Below are 14490 nucleotides of genomic sequence, written 5' to 3'. Positions count from 1 at the left end.
AGCAAGCACTGTTACAAGCAAACATGAAAAAATGGATGACTGAAATATAACGACAACCATACCTTCCATTTCCTTGCAAAAATTGCAAAGAAACAGACCTATCGCCTGCTTTTTCCCGATGCAAAAGCAGGCATGGCGATAATATGGTTGTATGAAAAGCTAGAGCATGGGGCTTTCCCCGACAAGTTCTTTAAAGAGTCCGACATACACGATGCATTGCTAAAAGTATCTTCCATTAATCTAAATAATCGGCAATACCATTTAAAAGAGCAGTACAACAGTATTATCAGCGATTTGCAGGAATATTTCTGCGTTATGATCGCTAGTCGCCTTTACGGGTAGCTACAATATTTTTCAGCTATACTTTCTTTTAAATTATTTAAGCTAAGTGTGTCTTCCAATAGATTTTCGTTTATCTCCTGAGGTGTTAAAACCGCGATAACGAATATGAAAAATCCAAAATCTAAGCAAGCCAATAGCCCTCGATGGGTTTCATGATGATTTTCCCCGTAAAGACTTGCGAGACTAATTGCACAATGTTCAGGGTAGGTATCCGAGTCTATTGTCACATGCCCAAATACACTTCTAATATTTGGATGTGCGCCGAAATCGATAGCACTATCGTATAGTTCACCAATCAAGGAATCAAAACTGGGCATTTTTCGTTTAATTAGATCTCTCGCGTTCTTTACAGTGAATTTTCGTCCACAAGCCTTACGCTCTGCATCTCCTTTATGCCTATCTATCCACACCTGCGCAAGCTCGGGATCACTTTCAACAATTACAGCATAACAGGCAGATTCTAATGCTGTTCGTAACAAAGGAAAAACGGACGCAGTGTGACCACTAAGTGCCATTCGAACGGCCGATAAAAAGCAAGTATACGCATTGTGAAACAGGAACATGCCTATCGGTCCCATTTGGGAATTATTGGATACAAGTTTATTCCGGTAAAATTCGTCAAAGTGGCGAATGCCTGCGACTAGATCGCTATCGCTAGCTAATAAAGCGTTTGCAGTCTGGTTGGCAGCTGACATATAAGCGTCAAATCCAGGTACAATAACTTGATATTTCTCCATTGCTAAGGTTGTTAACTTTATAATTTTCCAGCAAAATAATTATCCTGCTGCGCAATACATCTGCGCGGTACAATTATAATAGGGAAAGTTTGTTTATTAAAGAAACATATACAGTCCTGGTATGGAGATCAATCACGTTTGGAACATTCAGCCAACATCGTATATCATACCGTTTTCCGAAAGTAAGTAGCTTTTTTTATCAAAAATTTCTTTCATGATCATCCACACCTGATCAGTGAGCCGAAACGATCTGTTTACACTTGCGTCTATTTCAATTAAAAACCCGGCAAAACTGATCTTTTCGATAATTATATCGTTATTATTCCCTCGCTCAATTTTCCCAATAACTGGCTGATACTCTCTGGAAGTTGTCTGCAAAAGGGGTTGTCGATGTAACTCCTCACTGAAGGACATCATATAATTCTTAAATGGTACTTTCTTACCTTCCGATATAAGTACTGTAGAATAATGCATGGCCATGATTTCATGCTCGTCAATAATCTGCTCGCTCCCCAAATCGATTCTTGTGATTATTGGACGCCGAATAATTGCTTTAGTACGGATTGCCAGAACACCTACATTCATTGTTTTTTCAACGTTCATATCCTTGACGGCGGCTTCCCTAAATTCCACCAACTTTATACCTACATGTTCTGCATATGCTAATGTGTCCTTTGTAAAACCGGACTTACAAACAATAATGCCACTTTCGATTTCTGCATCCTGCATTTCGGAATGCAGCTTCATTACAGTTTCCTTGGTAACCTTTTGATTTAAAAACTTGCACTCTATCGCCGTAAGGTGTAAACCTCGACTGTCCGATTGCTCTGTCAGCACGTCTATCTGGTGTTCGACTCCAGACTTTCCCCTCACCTTACAGTCCTTACCATACCCTCTTATCTTGATCCCATACCTTTGCCCCAGGATTCCGTAGATATATTTGGTAATCTGTTCATATTTCTTCCAATCAAGCTCACCCATGTTTGTCACTTTTGTAAAATTCAGCTTCAATATTTTTGTATTGAAAATGGGGTTTGGTAATCAAAAAAAAGTCTCTTTAGCTTTAAGATACGCAAATAAAACTGTAAAAAGGTAAAATAGGGCCTGTACCCTGGTAGACAAAGCAAAAGGCCAACCTAATAAGATCGCCTACATCATGTGCCGTAGGCCGGACGTGAACTCTATTACGCACGACCGTTTCAAGTGTCAAATATGTGTCGCGATTCCCCAATGGCAATCAACAATAGCAATACTTTAGTAATTTTAAATTAGAAACATCTAGAAAATAATTTATAATGACTGGACGCCCGCATTCGAATACTGTAAATTACCGTTTTAATTGTTAATAATGAATCACATCCTAACCGAAACCGAAGAACTACTCAAATACAAACTGCTGCAAAAAAGCAGGTCTGTTGCCATTATCATCTTTTTCTTGCTTGGCCTACTGCTCGGCGCTGCTACTATATACAGCCTTATTTATTTTGGCAAAATAACATTACCTAGTCAGGCGATAGAAAACCAGTTGAACGAAAGTCAGAAAAGTACCGATGAAAGCAAAAGTGAGTTTCAGTAGAGAAAATTTATTTTTTAGTTGATATTGACTTGTACAAAACATCTATTCGTTTCCTAAGTTGTACGTAATAATCACTTTTTTCCTTTGTAAGTTTATTGTCTAGGGTGAAGCAATCATCTACTAAACTGAGAAGATCTGCTTTTGTCTTTAGGATAAAAAGTGAAGTAAAATCGAGCTTTAAATATTGAGACATAAGTAATACCTTATCCCAAGCAGAATAGTGCTCTGCTCTTTCAATTCGTCCAACCGCTGTATTGTTGGTATCGATAGAATTGGCAAATTCTAGCTGCGATAGTTTAAGTGTCAATCTACCTAGTCTTATTGATAAGCCAATATGAATGTTTACTATTTGAAGCTCTTCTTCGCTGAAAATTTTCATTTAGTAAATATTCCATTTGCACAAAAAATTATTCGATACAAATTTGTATTGAATGTGAATTTTGCATATATTTGTTTATATGTAATAGTTAAACTGTATTTTGCGATACTTCTTTAAAACGCATTAAAGTTGTTCGCTTTGAGTCTCGCTCTGAAAACTGGTAATTTTTATGTACACGAGGCGATAAGATGAATAGCTCACGTTACGGCGTGGGCTCTCTTATCCGTGTACAAGGTATACCAGTACCTCAGAGCGGTAAGCTGAGCTCCACGCTTTTTTATTGCCATAAGTGCAGCTTAATTACCGCCAGAGACTCATCCAAACCCAGAACAGATGAGCAAACCTATACCATATTACCGATTGTTTTTACCCATTAAAAGCTTTAGTGCTAAAGCCGCATTTATGCATGCCTGCAAACCACGACAGCCGCAGTAATGCAGGAAGCGGGTATTAGTAATTGGTGATAGGGAGCGCGCTTCCTATATTACTGCTATTTACCTGCTAAAGATGTGGAGTGTGCCGGGTGCGGGGCCAAAAAGCCCTGCCAGGCCGCCGTGCTTTATCCTCATTTACGCGGTGGCCAGCCCGGCCTTTTTAAGTAACCTATTGCCTAAATATTAAAAGATCAAAAATGAAAAAATTAACGCTCTTAAGCGTAATGGCCAGCCTATGCCTAGTTACCAACTCCCAGACCAGTCATATTCAACCGCTACTAACCGGCGAGCGATTGCCTGACATACGTTTTAACTCAATAATTAATTACGGAGGCCACACGGCTAGCCTGGCGGGTTTTCAAAAAAACTACACCAGGTTGGTTTTGCTCGATTTTTGGCACACCACCTGCATACCCTGTATTAAATCTTTTACCAAACTTGATTCGCTTCAGCTTGAATTTGGAGAAAAAATGCAAATATTACTGGTAACAACTGAAGACAGTAATACAGTAAAACATACGCTCGCCCGTTGGGAAATTGCCAACAAACGTAAGCTATCCATTCCTATAATAACTAACGACAGCCTCCTGAGTAGCTATATAAGACGGGGCTACAATCCGCACTATGCCTGGGTGGCTCCTGACGGAGTACTGCTGGCACAAACTAATATCACTTTCATCAATCGGGAAATGATCTCTCAATACCTAAAAACTACAATTAACGCTGTGGAACAAAGAGGGTTTAAAGAACGAGATATAAAACGCAACTTAAAAACTAATTGACATGAAAAATAAAATTGCACTACTAGCCACTTTTAGCTTTTTATCAGTTATCCACTTACAAGCACAAAGCATTACAGGAAAAATTACAGATAATAATAAACATCCGCTTGAAGCTGTAGCTGTAAGATCGCTTCACAAGGGAGCTGTTGTACAAACCAATGCCAATGGCTTGTTTACCATTAGGCTCAGTTATTTGCCAGACACCCTGTATATTTCGCATATAGGATTTACCACTAAAAAGATAGCGGTTAGCGCTTACGGCTTTGCCGGGGAAATATCTTTATTACCAGACGAAAACACGATGGAAGGTGTAACGGTAAATACCGGGTATCAGCAATTAAAACCTAATGAAATAAACGGCTCAGTAACCATTGTAGACAGTAAAATGCTTAACGAACAAACCGGCGCCAACATTTTACAAAGATTAAATGGCGTAACTAATGGAATGATTTTTAACAGTGGCAAAGTTGGCACTGAAGCCCAGAGCAACGATATTTCCATACGGGGGTTGAGCACTATTAACGGGCCTTTGGCCCCTCTTATAGTTGTAGACAACTTTCCTTATCCCGGAGACATTAATAATATTAATCCGAACGATGTTGAAAATGTAACAATTTTGAAAGACGCCGCTGCCGCCAGTATTTGGGGTGCCAGGGCAGGTAACGGGGTAATTGTTATCACTACAAAAAAGGGAAAGTTTAACGAGCGGTTTCAGATAAGAACAAACTCCAACGTATTATTAACACAACCCATCAACCTTTATTATAAGAAAGAAATTCCCGTTGGCGATTATTTACAGGTGGAGCAATACCTCTTTACCAAGGGATATTTTAATGATGTTATTAATGACCTATCAAGACCACCACTGTCAGCAGCAGTTGAAATTTTTTTAAAACGTCGCAACAGCCTCATTAGCCAGCAAGACTCGGCAGAAGCTTTACATATACTGGCAAATATTGATGGAAGGCAGCAATACAGGCGGCTATTTCAACATACCGGAGTTCTTCAGCAGCACTCATTAACCATGAGTGGCGGTACTGAAAAATACACCTGGTTATTAGCCGGCAATTATAATAGAACCAATGCCAACGATCGGTCTCAATCACAAAAGGTAAACGTACACATCAGCAACCGTATAAGGCCGATTAAAAAAATTGAGGTTACGCTGGATGCCTACTATACCAATAGCAATAACCTCTCTGGCATGCCTGGTTTTAGTTCGTTATCACAAATAAATAGCCGTTATGTACCCTATCAACAATATGTAAATGAAAACGGCCCCATACCCTTGCCCCGGTACAACAAACTATATACAGATACAGCCGGTGGCGGGCGTTTACTAAGCTGGAACTACTACCCGATGGAAGATTATAAACATGATAAAACGATGACCAATTTACAGGATATAGTACTTCGTGCGGGTATAGATTATTCCGTTTTTAAAGGCCTATCCGTTCATATAGAATATCAATATCAAAAACAGTGGACCACGGGCACGCGATTAAGCAATACCAATAGCTTTTATAACAGGAACCTTATTAATAAATTTACTGTTTTGCCTGCCAATACTAATCAACCGCCAATTTATGCAGTACCTGTTGGCGACATTATCAGGAAGTCTCATGGAAGCCGGGAGAGCAACAATGCAAGAGGGCAGCTTAATTACTCCCGCACATGGATGCGCCACCAGGTAAATATTATTGTGGGAGGAGAATTAAATGAAGCCATCAATAATGCATCAGATGGGTTTACCGGGTATGGTTATCAGGAAAATCCATTATCGCAGGGGTCGGTAAATTTCAATACCCCCTATCCTACCTACATTACGGGTACTTATGAATATATACCCGGCGCACCAGGCCTAAGCTCATGGACTTTAAACCGATTTGTTAGCGCCTATTCCAATGCCTTTTATACTTATCTAAAAAGATATACCGTCAGCGGTAGCTTTCGAAAAGACGCCTCTAATGTATTTGGCCTAAAAACAAACGATAAATGGAACCCACTTTGGTCCACAGGCCTTGGTTGGGTAGTTTCGCAGGAGCCATTTTATAAATTGGGCAAAATCCCCTACTTAAAAATGCGTCTTTCTTATGGTTATAGTGGTAACCTGGATACCCGAAAAACACCCTTACCAATAAGTGCAGCCTTAACAAATGGTTTTACAGGTTTGCCTGTTCAACGAATCAACGATCTTAATAATCCCTCTCTGCGTTGGGAAAAATCTCGACAAATAAATGTTGGATTAGATTTTGAAATTAAGTCGAAGGCTATTGCCGCTACCATTGAGTACTATCTGAAAAAAGGTACTGACCTGTATGGAGTAACCCCCTATGATTACACTACTTACGGTGCTACTCAATTTATCACCAAAAACGTAGCGGATATGAAAGGCCATGGCCTGGATGTTTCGATTACTACAATCAATGTTAATCGTGCTATGCAATGGAAAACCTATTTCATCTATAACTATAATACCAGTAAAACAACACGGTATTTTTCAAAAACCTCACAGGATTTTTACAATGTAGCAACCGATGGAAGCATGATTACTCCTATTGTGGGCAAGCCTCTTTACGCTATTGCTGCTTACCGCTGGGGAGGGCTGGATGATAAAGGAGACCCCCAGGGATATCTCGACGGCAATTTGAGCACCGATTATATGGCTATAAACAATGCAATTACCGAAAAAGGAATGACCAGCGGAAGTATACGTTATTATGGCCCATCGGCTCCCGTTCATTTTGGCTCGGTTATTAATTACCTGAGTTGGAAAGCTTTTAGCTTTTCGGTCAATTTCATGTATAAAGCAGGCTATTATTTTAAAAAGAACTCTTTTACTTCATTAGAGCTAATAAAAGGTGGAGTTGGATACGGTGATTATATTGCAAGATGGCAGCAGCCGGGGGACGAACAGAGAACTACAGTTCCCGCTTTTGTATATACGGATTATCCGCAATTTTCAAACAGAGATATATTTTACATGAATGCAGAGCCCAATGTGGTTAAAGGTGATCATATAAGATTGCATTATGCTAACCTAGCCTATGAATTGAAGCTGAAACGTAATAAAGCACAGAATATTCAGCTATATCTGAATGCTGCAAACCTTGGCATTTTATGGCGGGCTAACAAATTCAGGCTCGACCCCGATGCGTTAAACGGATACCCCTTGCAAAAGCAATATACAGTAGGAGTCAGAGCCAATTTTTAATCTTAAAAAACAGCAATATGCAAAATACATACAAACTTTACCTGTTTATATTTTTCCTGGCTACAGCAATTCCATTTTCATCCTGTAAAAAATATCTCGACAAAAAACCAAGCAACGGAATAGCCACTCCCGAATCGATAGATGACCTACAGGCGTTGCTTGATGACGCCACGCTCGTAATGAACCAAAATGCCACCCCTAGTTTTGGCGAAACTTCGGCGGATGACTATTTTGTTTTGCCTGCCTATTATAAAACTACTGCAGTAAATAACCAGCATTTTTATATATGGCAACCTTATGAGTATAATTACCCCAACGACTGGTCCAGATCATACACAGTTATATACAATGCTAATTATTGCCTTGACATGCTTGGCAAGCAAGAGGTAAGTGATAAAAATAAAGCTCGCTGGAATAATGTATATGGTAGCGCCAAATTTTACAGAGCTTATTATTACCTGCAACTGGCCTTTGTTTATACCAAAGCCTATGACGCAGCAACTTCTAAAACTGATGAAGGCATTGTGTTACGGGAGTCGTCCGACTTCAACATTCCCTCCAAAAGAGCAAATGTAGAAGACACCTATAAGCAAATTGTTGAAGATACGCGTGAGGCAATCAATTATTTGCCCGATTTGCCGGTACACGTGTTCAGACCTTCAAAAGCTGCCGCCTATGGTTTGTTGGCCAGAACCTTTTTATCAATGCGCATTTATGACAGTGCTTACAGATATGCTAATCTTTGCCTGCAATTAAAAAATGACCTCATGGATTTTAACGCAGATGCAGATGTGCTTGCATTTACTACAACTTACCCAATAAAAAAATTCAATAAAGAAACTATTTTTTATACAGAAATGTATACAGGCTTCAACTCCTACCCTATGGTGTTAACAACCCGCTCTAAAATTGACTCGCTTCTATACCAAAGTTTTGACGCTAATGACCTTCGCAAAAAAGCATGGTTTCTATTATCAGATGGCTATTATAGATTTAGAGGCACTTATTCCCAAACAAGCATCCCATTTACCGGTTTGGCTACCGACGAAATGTATCTCATTCGTGCCGAGTGTATGGCAAGAAAAGGGGATGATGCATTATCCGGAGCAATCAATGACCTAAATATACTATTACAGAAACGTTTTGTGAAGGCAGCATTTGTGCCTTATGCATCTACCAGTAAAACTGATGTGTTGAACAAAATATTGGACGAACGACGTAAAGAACTGTTATTTAGGGCTATCAGGTGGAGTGATATTAAACGGTTAAATAAGGAGGGCAGAAACATTATGTTGCAACGGGAAGTTGGCGGAAAAATATACTCGTTACAGGCAAATAGCAATTATTATGCCTTGCCTTTACCCTACGACATTGTTACTCTTACCGGGATAAAACAAAATACTTATTGAAAAAACCGGTAAAAATTTACCGGCTTTTAGAAAGAGTAGATTTGGAAAATCTATTCGCTTATGTTTTCAATGGATTTAGCGATCGTTGGAGGTGTAGTCCCAACATTATCCCTTACATTACTCACATAATTACTGGAACCACTTGACGCCGCGTCAATCAGCACTCTTGAGGAAGGCTGTGTGCCATTAAGATAAAGCGGTTCATCAGTGTCAGGAACCTCTATAGAAAAAGTGCAGGCCTTTTGATTACTTTCCTGTTCGCAGGCTTCGGAAGGTTCAATTTGCTTCCAGTTCGCTTGCGATGACACTTGTGCTGCCGTATAAGTATTTAGCTGATACTTGAAATATAAAGTACTCATTGTAGCTGTTTTTTGCTGGGGCTTAAAAGCTACAAAAGCAATGGATGCTATTATAATAGCCGAAAGTGATAATAATAACTTCTTCATTTTTTTAAATTTAATGTTGAAAAAATTAATACGATAATAATACCCGGTGTTTGCGATACCGCGCCAAACTGTGTCTGGCTTTTTAAACAGGCCAATGGTTCTAAAAAAAATGCCTGCTTTTATAAGTATAGGAGCACCGTACTGTTGCAACAGTTGCTATGCACGGCGCTGAAACCGGGACACAATGCCTTGTATATGCTGTATAAAGTTGAATACAAACAATAAAAAAGACCTTGTCATTGCAGGAGTGCCCACTTAACAAAACTCAAACCTTTTTTATTTTTGTTATTCATTTCTTGTAAGTACTTAAACTATACTATTATACAACAATTGTGTCTATAAGGGTATGTCGTGCTAGTTCGACATACCCTTTCTTCGCAAGAAGCCCGGCATACCAACGTGCTCTTTAGTGGTAACGGTACGGGCAACTGGTTTATATATAGAGTAATACATCATTTACTTTTTTATAGCTATTTACATAGCTAAAAGTAGATGCAAGAGCAGTACTTAAAAAGACGTTGATCAAAGAAAATAATACCCCTAAGGAATAAACAAGGCGCTTCGGCGTCAACGCTATTATTGTGCTACCAGCTTAGTAGCCGCAGATGGATTTATACCGTATTGCTTTATAAATTGTGCGCTGAAATGGGTGGTATGTACAAACCCCAGGTTATGGGCTGTATAAGTAACACTGAGTTTTTCTACAACCAAAAGGTATAATGCCATATAAAGACGCATTTGCCTGAAGCTGTTTTTAGGAGAGCTGCCACTATACCGCAGCCAGTGCTGCCTTAATGTGGCGGGCTGAAGGTAAAAGGCTGCGCAAAGCCTGTGGATTAATTGCGGCACAGGCAGTCGAAGATGGGTGGCTGCTAAAACAGCAAGCGCAGCCCTTAGCTCATCACTTTGCACCGGCAGGTCACTACTTATAGTTTGCTTATGGAACTGGTATATTAAATCATTAACCATTGAGCGTAGCCGGTGGGCCACTGTTGCACTATTACCGTTGGGATGCAGCAAATTCAATAAAACACCCTTAACGGCAACTGACACCGGCAAATGCGCAGCCAGAAAAGAGTCGGTGTGAAAATTACTAAAACGCTCCAGCATTTGATTAGTGGTACCATTGTTTTGGGAGAAAAAAGGCAATAGAGCACCAGGTATTACATACAGGTAATGATGAGTGCCGGGAGCAAGTAGCAATTGATGAGTGCCGTTAGCAAGGTACAGCAAGCTGTAGGTGTTGTAAAATAGCGGCAACATGCCATAACCTGATAAACGGGCAAAGGATTGACCTGCTAATGTATACTGTAATAAACAACAGGACGTAGCACTACTTATAGTAACTACAGAAAACTCATGTACCTGTATGCTCACAACACTTGCAGTAATACCCTGTACCTGCTGTACCTGATGTACCAGGTAATTGTTACTGCCAGCCCCCCATCGCTTACCCTGTACTACGGCATCAGGCAGGCAATACACCTGCTCATTGGGCAATGTATGAAAGTGCTCAATAGAATCTTTCCATTTTTGGGGTGGGTTAAAATAGAATTGTGGTGTCATTCAATTGCAGATTAAAGGCATATCGTTTGGTAGCCAGTATTATTTTACATTTCCTCGTAACAAATTTTTACGCTTAATGTCTTCCGGTTTTAAAATGCCGTATTCCATAGCAAAAGTTAACAATCCGGCAAACCGGTCTGTACCAATTTTAAATTTCAAATTAGCCCGGTATTTATTCACCGTATTGGGTGACAACGACAGCATTCTGGCAATTTCGCTTGTTGCATACTCCTGGCAAATAAGTACCAGTACTTCTCGCTCGCGGGCTGCAAAAAAATCAGGCGGAAGGGGTTTTACCGGGTTCTCGAAAGCACCCTGTACTACCATTTGCGCAATCATGTTATTTGTGTGCTCACAGTAATAATTATACCCACGCAATACGGTATTAATAGCCATGCTAATTTCTTCCAGCCTCGCACTTTTATATAAGTAACCCCTTGCACCCGCTTTCACTGCCTTTTGAAACAGCTCATTATCCATATATTGCGTCCAGGCTAATACTTTAACATCAGGGTGCACAGTTTGCAAAATAGAAATAGCTTCCAGCCCCGGCATTCCCGGCATTTTAAGATCCGTGATAACAACATCAGGGGCCAGCCGGGTGCACATTTCTATCAGTTCAATGCCATCTCCGGCTTCTCCACAAATAACAATTCCCGGCATATAGGTTAACGAGAGCCTAAGAGCTTCCAAACTATGGGGGTGATCATCCGCTAATAAAATGCGTTTGTCAGGTAGAGTCCTCATTTTTTAAAAGTTGTGGTGGAGTGAAAAATCAGAACAGTGGAATACTAATGAGAAAAGAAGCTCCCTCTCCCACCTGCACTTCAAGCCGACCTCCCATTTGCGATACCCGGTGCTGCAGGTTGCTAATACCGCTACCCTCTGCCTCTTGCATTTGCTGCAAATTAAACCCGTTGCCATTGTCAGCGTAAAAAAAGTATAGGGTTTTATGCTGCTGCCTCAACGTAATAAAAGCAATGGTAGCCTGGGCGTGTTTAATAGTATTATTAACCAGCTCGAGCAAAATACAATACAATGTAACTGCTACAAGAGGCGCAGGCTCGCGGGCCAGCTGGTAGCGGAACTGAAAATATAGTTGCACGGCCATACTATGCTGAGAAATAAATTGCTGAATGCTTTGTTGAAGGCCAGCTTTCAGAATGCGATGATCTTCGAGATTTTTAGAAATCTCGCCTATCCTCCGAATGCTAATTTCGAGCATATCCCTGGCTGAAAGCGCAACTTGCTGAAAATCGCTTTTATTAAATGCAATTACATTCAACTGACGGTATACCAACTGTAGTGTTGGTGCCAGCTCATCATGTAAGTCCCTGGCCATACGTAATCGCTCCAACTTTAATGTTTCCAGCTCTCTGCTGCACACCTGTTGCCGTTTGAGAAAATACCTTCGTTGAGCCCTAAACACAATGAGGCCCAGGCTAACCAGAATAACACCAATACTAACAGCGGTTAGTACCGCGGTAAAAAAAAGCGGATTTTTAAGGGTATACATAGCACGGCGATTAGAAAAAATATATTTGCTATTAAATTGACAACAGAAAAAACAATGGGAACATAATACCCCCATTCCATAGCTGAGCGAGTTGCAAACATTATAAAACACTCTGAAATGATGGTGTAAGTATAAATTAATGTAATGCCAATACAAATTAGCGACTGCGTATCCCGGTATAAATAATCAACCGTATCGCTAAGCCGATATGATAAGTAAAAAATGGCTATTACTGCAATTATCGTGGAGTTTACAATTATAAGATTAGAGAAAAACTGCGATAAGCTTTCTTTAAAAAACCATTCAACAATAAAGAGCAACACAGAAAAAATCACAAAACCGCAGCATAGCAACATCATGGCTAATGAACGGCGCCATCGGTAGATTTGAAATGTCAACAATACTGGTGCTATGGTTTGAAACAAGTTATAGTTAACAGCATTGGTATGATACCTATTAATACACCAAATACTTACCAGCTCATTAATTGTACCTAAGGTAAGCCATATGAGAAAAGGATAGTATGCGGGTTGAATACGTTTGCATCGCATCCAACCCACAATAGTTGGTACACCAATGCATAAGCTTACCAGTTCGTTAATGACAAACAAATTGAGAATGTTTTAAGGTTCATTCAACTCACTCGCCGGTGGACATAATGGAGGACATCTGTTGGCATTTTCGAGTATTATACCCTCTTGTTCTCCATCGTCTGATTTAGAGACATGTATAATGTCGGCATTGTTAGCATCTGTAGCTACCAATATGGCATGCATTTTTAAAGATTCATCCATACCATAATAAATGCGTAAGCCTTTACAGCCCGGTTGGGCCAACAATGCATCTACAGCCTCCAAATCAAATGTTTCATTCAAAGCTAAAAGATTCTGATTTTGATGCTGAGGTAAAAGAACCCCTTCGCGGTGACTTCGGTAGCGTGCGGTCATTGCAGCAGCTTCCTGTAAACTGATAAAATGTGACATAATATAGGTTTTATTGTGCGTGCAATTAAGATTATAAAAACAGTAAATCCTATACCACTTCTGATATAGGAAATTAATAATTTTCACTATATATTCGATCTTCATTTATAAACTACTGTTTGTATGATGTGAAATCGGCCCCTAAGTCTAAACTGTCGTCTATGAAAAAGTATCAAAATGCTCAGCCCTTTGCCACTAAGAAGATCGTAACACTAATATCTGTGAGTAAATCATTGACAAACTTTATAAGGCGAAATGCGGAATACACCACAGCTGCGCTTGTCAAAATATCGTTGATACAGCTTAAATAATTAATATGAAGCTTTAAAATTTGCTGCCATAAACCAGCATGAAGTACCTGTACAAAAATAGTAATCAGTGTTTTGTAATCAAATAAAATGGATTACAAAAACACAATTACAAAAAGCCCCTCCACCTCAAAAAAAATGCGGCCATGGAAAAATTTTTCAGACAGACGGTCCATCTAAACCAGCAAGAACTGGCAGATCTGATAGGTGTTTCAAAAAGTGCCATTGGCTTATATGAATGCGGACTTAGGCAACTATCTGCAGAAGCCTATACCCGGCTGCAACTACTGAATAATGCCTGGCTACTTTTTGTTAAAGAGGGACTACCGCCAGGCGCTTTAATTACTACAGCGCCGGAAGACTTAAGCCGGTACCAAAAAATGGTAGAAACCGCTCTACAAAAGGCTTCTACCAATGCTATAAGGTTTAGTCAGCTACTCGAAAAGATGACGAAGTATAGTAATTTGCTGGAACAGAAAAAGCTTTTTTTATACTATTTGCGACTGAAGGCCGACAGCGATTTGTTTCCTGAGGCTGTACTGAATAAAATACAGCGCGACATAAAAAAACAATTAAAACGTTGCGATGCGAACCAGCTGCAGATGATGGCTTTTCGCCTTAAATGTTGTACCGCTTTGCAACAGCTGGCCGTGGAAACCCGGCGCAGCATTCGCTAAAGCAAGGGGTGTTAAAGCTATTTAAAAATGGGCAGCATCCAAGCGTAACACATAGAGCCGGCTGTAGGTTTGGCTTATTATTCACCCGAAGCCCCGAAAGCCGTAGCGGTAGCGCCGGTAG

Annotated in this window: 15 protein-coding genes; 7 read left to right on the top strand and 8 right to left on the bottom strand. The window is 40.0% G+C overall.

What is annotated here, in order from left to right; translation table 11 throughout:
* Window positions 1-132: 132 nt before the first annotated feature.
* Window positions 133-342 (top strand): hypothetical protein, encoded by a 210-nt coding sequence (locus ACLOAU_RS16290; RefSeq protein ID WP_427862962.1) that lies wholly within the window; start codon window positions 133-135, stop codon window positions 340-342.
* On the opposite strand, the gene ACLOAU_RS16285 is transcribed toward ACLOAU_RS16290, so the two are convergent.
* Both ACLOAU_RS16285 and ACLOAU_RS16280 read right to left on the bottom strand, forming a co-directional pair.
* Complete coding sequence (locus ACLOAU_RS16285; RefSeq protein ID WP_427862961.1) at window positions 333-1079, bottom strand: hypothetical protein; 747 nt, start codon at window positions 1077-1079, stop codon at window positions 333-335. The genes ACLOAU_RS16290 and ACLOAU_RS16285 overlap by 10 nt on opposite strands.
* A 147-nt stretch (window positions 1080-1226) precedes the next feature.
* On the bottom strand, window positions 1227-2060 hold the full coding sequence (locus tag ACLOAU_RS16280) for a restriction endonuclease (RefSeq protein ID WP_427862960.1): 834 nt from the start codon (window positions 2058-2060) through the stop codon (window positions 1227-1229).
* 367 nt (window positions 2061-2427) lie between these two features.
* Here ACLOAU_RS16280 and ACLOAU_RS16275 point away from each other — a divergent pair, with 367 nt between their 5' ends.
* Entirely contained in the window at window positions 2428-2655 is a 228-nt protein-coding gene (locus ACLOAU_RS16275) for a hypothetical protein (RefSeq protein ID WP_427862959.1), read from the top strand.
* 7 nt (window positions 2656-2662) lie between these two features.
* On the opposite strand, the gene ACLOAU_RS16270 is transcribed toward ACLOAU_RS16275, so the two are convergent.
* A complete protein-coding gene (locus ACLOAU_RS16270; protein ID WP_427862958.1) occupies window positions 2663-3034 on the bottom strand; it encodes a hypothetical protein in 372 nt (123 codons plus the stop codon).
* Between the two features lie 631 nt (window positions 3035-3665).
* Between ACLOAU_RS16270 and ACLOAU_RS16265 the strand changes: the two genes are divergently transcribed.
* The 3 genes from ACLOAU_RS16265 to ACLOAU_RS16255 are packed head-to-tail and all read left to right on the top strand — an operon-like array spanning window position 3666 to window position 8873.
* Window positions 3666-4250, top strand: coding sequence for a TlpA family protein disulfide reductase (locus tag ACLOAU_RS16265; RefSeq protein WP_427862957.1), 585 nt, complete (start codon window positions 3666-3668; stop codon window positions 4248-4250).
* A gap of 1 nt (window position 4251) precedes the next feature.
* Entirely contained in the window at window positions 4252-7464 is a 3213-nt protein-coding gene (locus ACLOAU_RS16260) for a SusC/RagA family TonB-linked outer membrane protein (protein WP_427862956.1), read from the top strand.
* Window positions 7465-7481: 17 nt separating this feature from the next.
* Entirely contained in the window at window positions 7482-8873 is a 1392-nt protein-coding gene (locus ACLOAU_RS16255; RefSeq protein WP_427862955.1) for a RagB/SusD family nutrient uptake outer membrane protein, read from the top strand.
* A gap of 50 nt (window positions 8874-8923) precedes the next feature.
* On the opposite strand, the gene ACLOAU_RS16250 is transcribed toward ACLOAU_RS16255, so the two are convergent.
* From ACLOAU_RS16250 to ACLOAU_RS16230, 5 genes are all read right to left on the bottom strand, one after another.
* Complete coding sequence (locus ACLOAU_RS16250; protein WP_427862954.1) at window positions 8924-9319, bottom strand: hypothetical protein; 396 nt, start codon at window positions 9317-9319, stop codon at window positions 8924-8926.
* 576 nt (window positions 9320-9895) lie between these two features.
* Window positions 9896-10885 (bottom strand): helix-turn-helix domain-containing protein, encoded by a 990-nt coding sequence (locus tag ACLOAU_RS16245; protein ID WP_427862953.1) that lies wholly within the window; start codon window positions 10883-10885, stop codon window positions 9896-9898.
* A 39-nt stretch (window positions 10886-10924) separates the two neighbouring features.
* The gene (locus ACLOAU_RS16240) at window positions 10925-11632 is read right to left on the bottom strand and encodes a response regulator (RefSeq protein ID WP_427862952.1); all 708 of its coding nucleotides are present in this window, start codon (window positions 11630-11632) and stop codon (window positions 10925-10927) included.
* 28 nt (window positions 11633-11660) lie between these two features.
* Entirely contained in the window at window positions 11661-12401 is a 741-nt protein-coding gene (locus ACLOAU_RS16235; RefSeq protein WP_427862951.1) for a sensor histidine kinase, read from the bottom strand.
* A 623-nt stretch (window positions 12402-13024) separates the two neighbouring features.
* On the bottom strand, window positions 13025-13384 hold the full coding sequence (locus ACLOAU_RS16230; protein WP_427862950.1) for a hypothetical protein: 360 nt from the start codon (window positions 13382-13384) through the stop codon (window positions 13025-13027).
* Window positions 13385-13545: 161 nt separating this feature from the next.
* Here ACLOAU_RS16230 and ACLOAU_RS16225 point away from each other — a divergent pair, with 161 nt between their 5' ends.
* Window positions 13546-13695: a hypothetical protein gene (locus ACLOAU_RS16225; RefSeq protein WP_427862949.1), complete on the top strand. Its 150-nt coding sequence runs from the start codon at window positions 13546-13548 to the stop codon at window positions 13693-13695.
* Window positions 13696-13838: 143 nt separating this feature from the next.
* Entirely contained in the window at window positions 13839-14369 is a 531-nt protein-coding gene (locus tag ACLOAU_RS16220) for a helix-turn-helix domain-containing protein (protein ID WP_427862948.1), read from the top strand.
* The last annotated feature ends 121 nt before the right edge of the window (window positions 14370-14490 follow it).

Source organism: Paraniabella aurantiaca, from assembly GCF_050309965.1.
In the GTDB taxonomy this organism is placed as follows: domain Bacteria; phylum Bacteroidota; class Bacteroidia; order Chitinophagales; family Chitinophagaceae; genus Niabella.
Note: the sequence above shows the minus strand (reverse complement) of the source record. Positions and strands in the feature narration are given on the sequence as shown.

Excerpts from the sequence above, each read along its gene's own strand:
- ACLOAU_RS16250 (WP_427862954.1), bottom strand. The coding sequence starts at position 9,319 with ATGAAGAAGTTATTATTATCACTTTCGGCTATTATAATAGCATCCATT.
- ACLOAU_RS16285 (WP_427862961.1), bottom strand. The coding sequence starts at position 1,079 with ATGGAGAAATATCAAGTTATTGTACCTGGATTTGACGCTTATATGTCA.
- ACLOAU_RS16275 (WP_427862959.1), top strand. The coding sequence starts at position 2,428 with ATGAATCACATCCTAACCGAAACCGAAGAACTACTCAAATACAAACTG.
- ACLOAU_RS16255 (WP_427862955.1), top strand. The coding sequence starts at position 7,482 with ATGCAAAATACATACAAACTTTACCTGTTTATATTTTTCCTGGCTACA.
- ACLOAU_RS16260 (WP_427862956.1), top strand. The coding sequence starts at position 4,252 with ATGAAAAATAAAATTGCACTACTAGCCACTTTTAGCTTTTTATCAGTT.
- ACLOAU_RS16270 (WP_427862958.1), bottom strand. The coding sequence starts at position 3,034 with ATGAAAATTTTCAGCGAAGAAGAGCTTCAAATAGTAAACATTCATATT.
- ACLOAU_RS16240 (WP_427862952.1), bottom strand. The coding sequence starts at position 11,632 with ATGAGGACTCTACCTGACAAACGCATTTTATTAGCGGATGATCACCCC.
- ACLOAU_RS16265 (WP_427862957.1), top strand. The coding sequence starts at position 3,666 with ATGAAAAAATTAACGCTCTTAAGCGTAATGGCCAGCCTATGCCTAGTT.
- ACLOAU_RS16290 (WP_427862962.1), top strand. The coding sequence starts at position 133 with ATGGCGATAATATGGTTGTATGAAAAGCTAGAGCATGGGGCTTTCCCC.
- ACLOAU_RS16230 (WP_427862950.1), bottom strand. The coding sequence starts at position 13,384 with ATGTCACATTTTATCAGTTTACAGGAAGCTGCTGCAATGACCGCACGC.
- ACLOAU_RS16225 (WP_427862949.1), top strand. The coding sequence starts at position 13,546 with ATGAAAAAGTATCAAAATGCTCAGCCCTTTGCCACTAAGAAGATCGTA.
- ACLOAU_RS16220 (WP_427862948.1), top strand. The coding sequence starts at position 13,839 with ATGGAAAAATTTTTCAGACAGACGGTCCATCTAAACCAGCAAGAACTG.
- ACLOAU_RS16235 (WP_427862951.1), bottom strand. The coding sequence starts at position 12,401 with ATGTATACCCTTAAAAATCCGCTTTTTTTTACCGCGGTACTAACCGCT.
- ACLOAU_RS16280 (WP_427862960.1), bottom strand. The coding sequence starts at position 2,060 with ATGGGTGAGCTTGATTGGAAGAAATATGAACAGATTACCAAATATATC.
- ACLOAU_RS16245 (WP_427862953.1), bottom strand. The coding sequence starts at position 10,885 with ATGACACCACAATTCTATTTTAACCCACCCCAAAAATGGAAAGATTCT.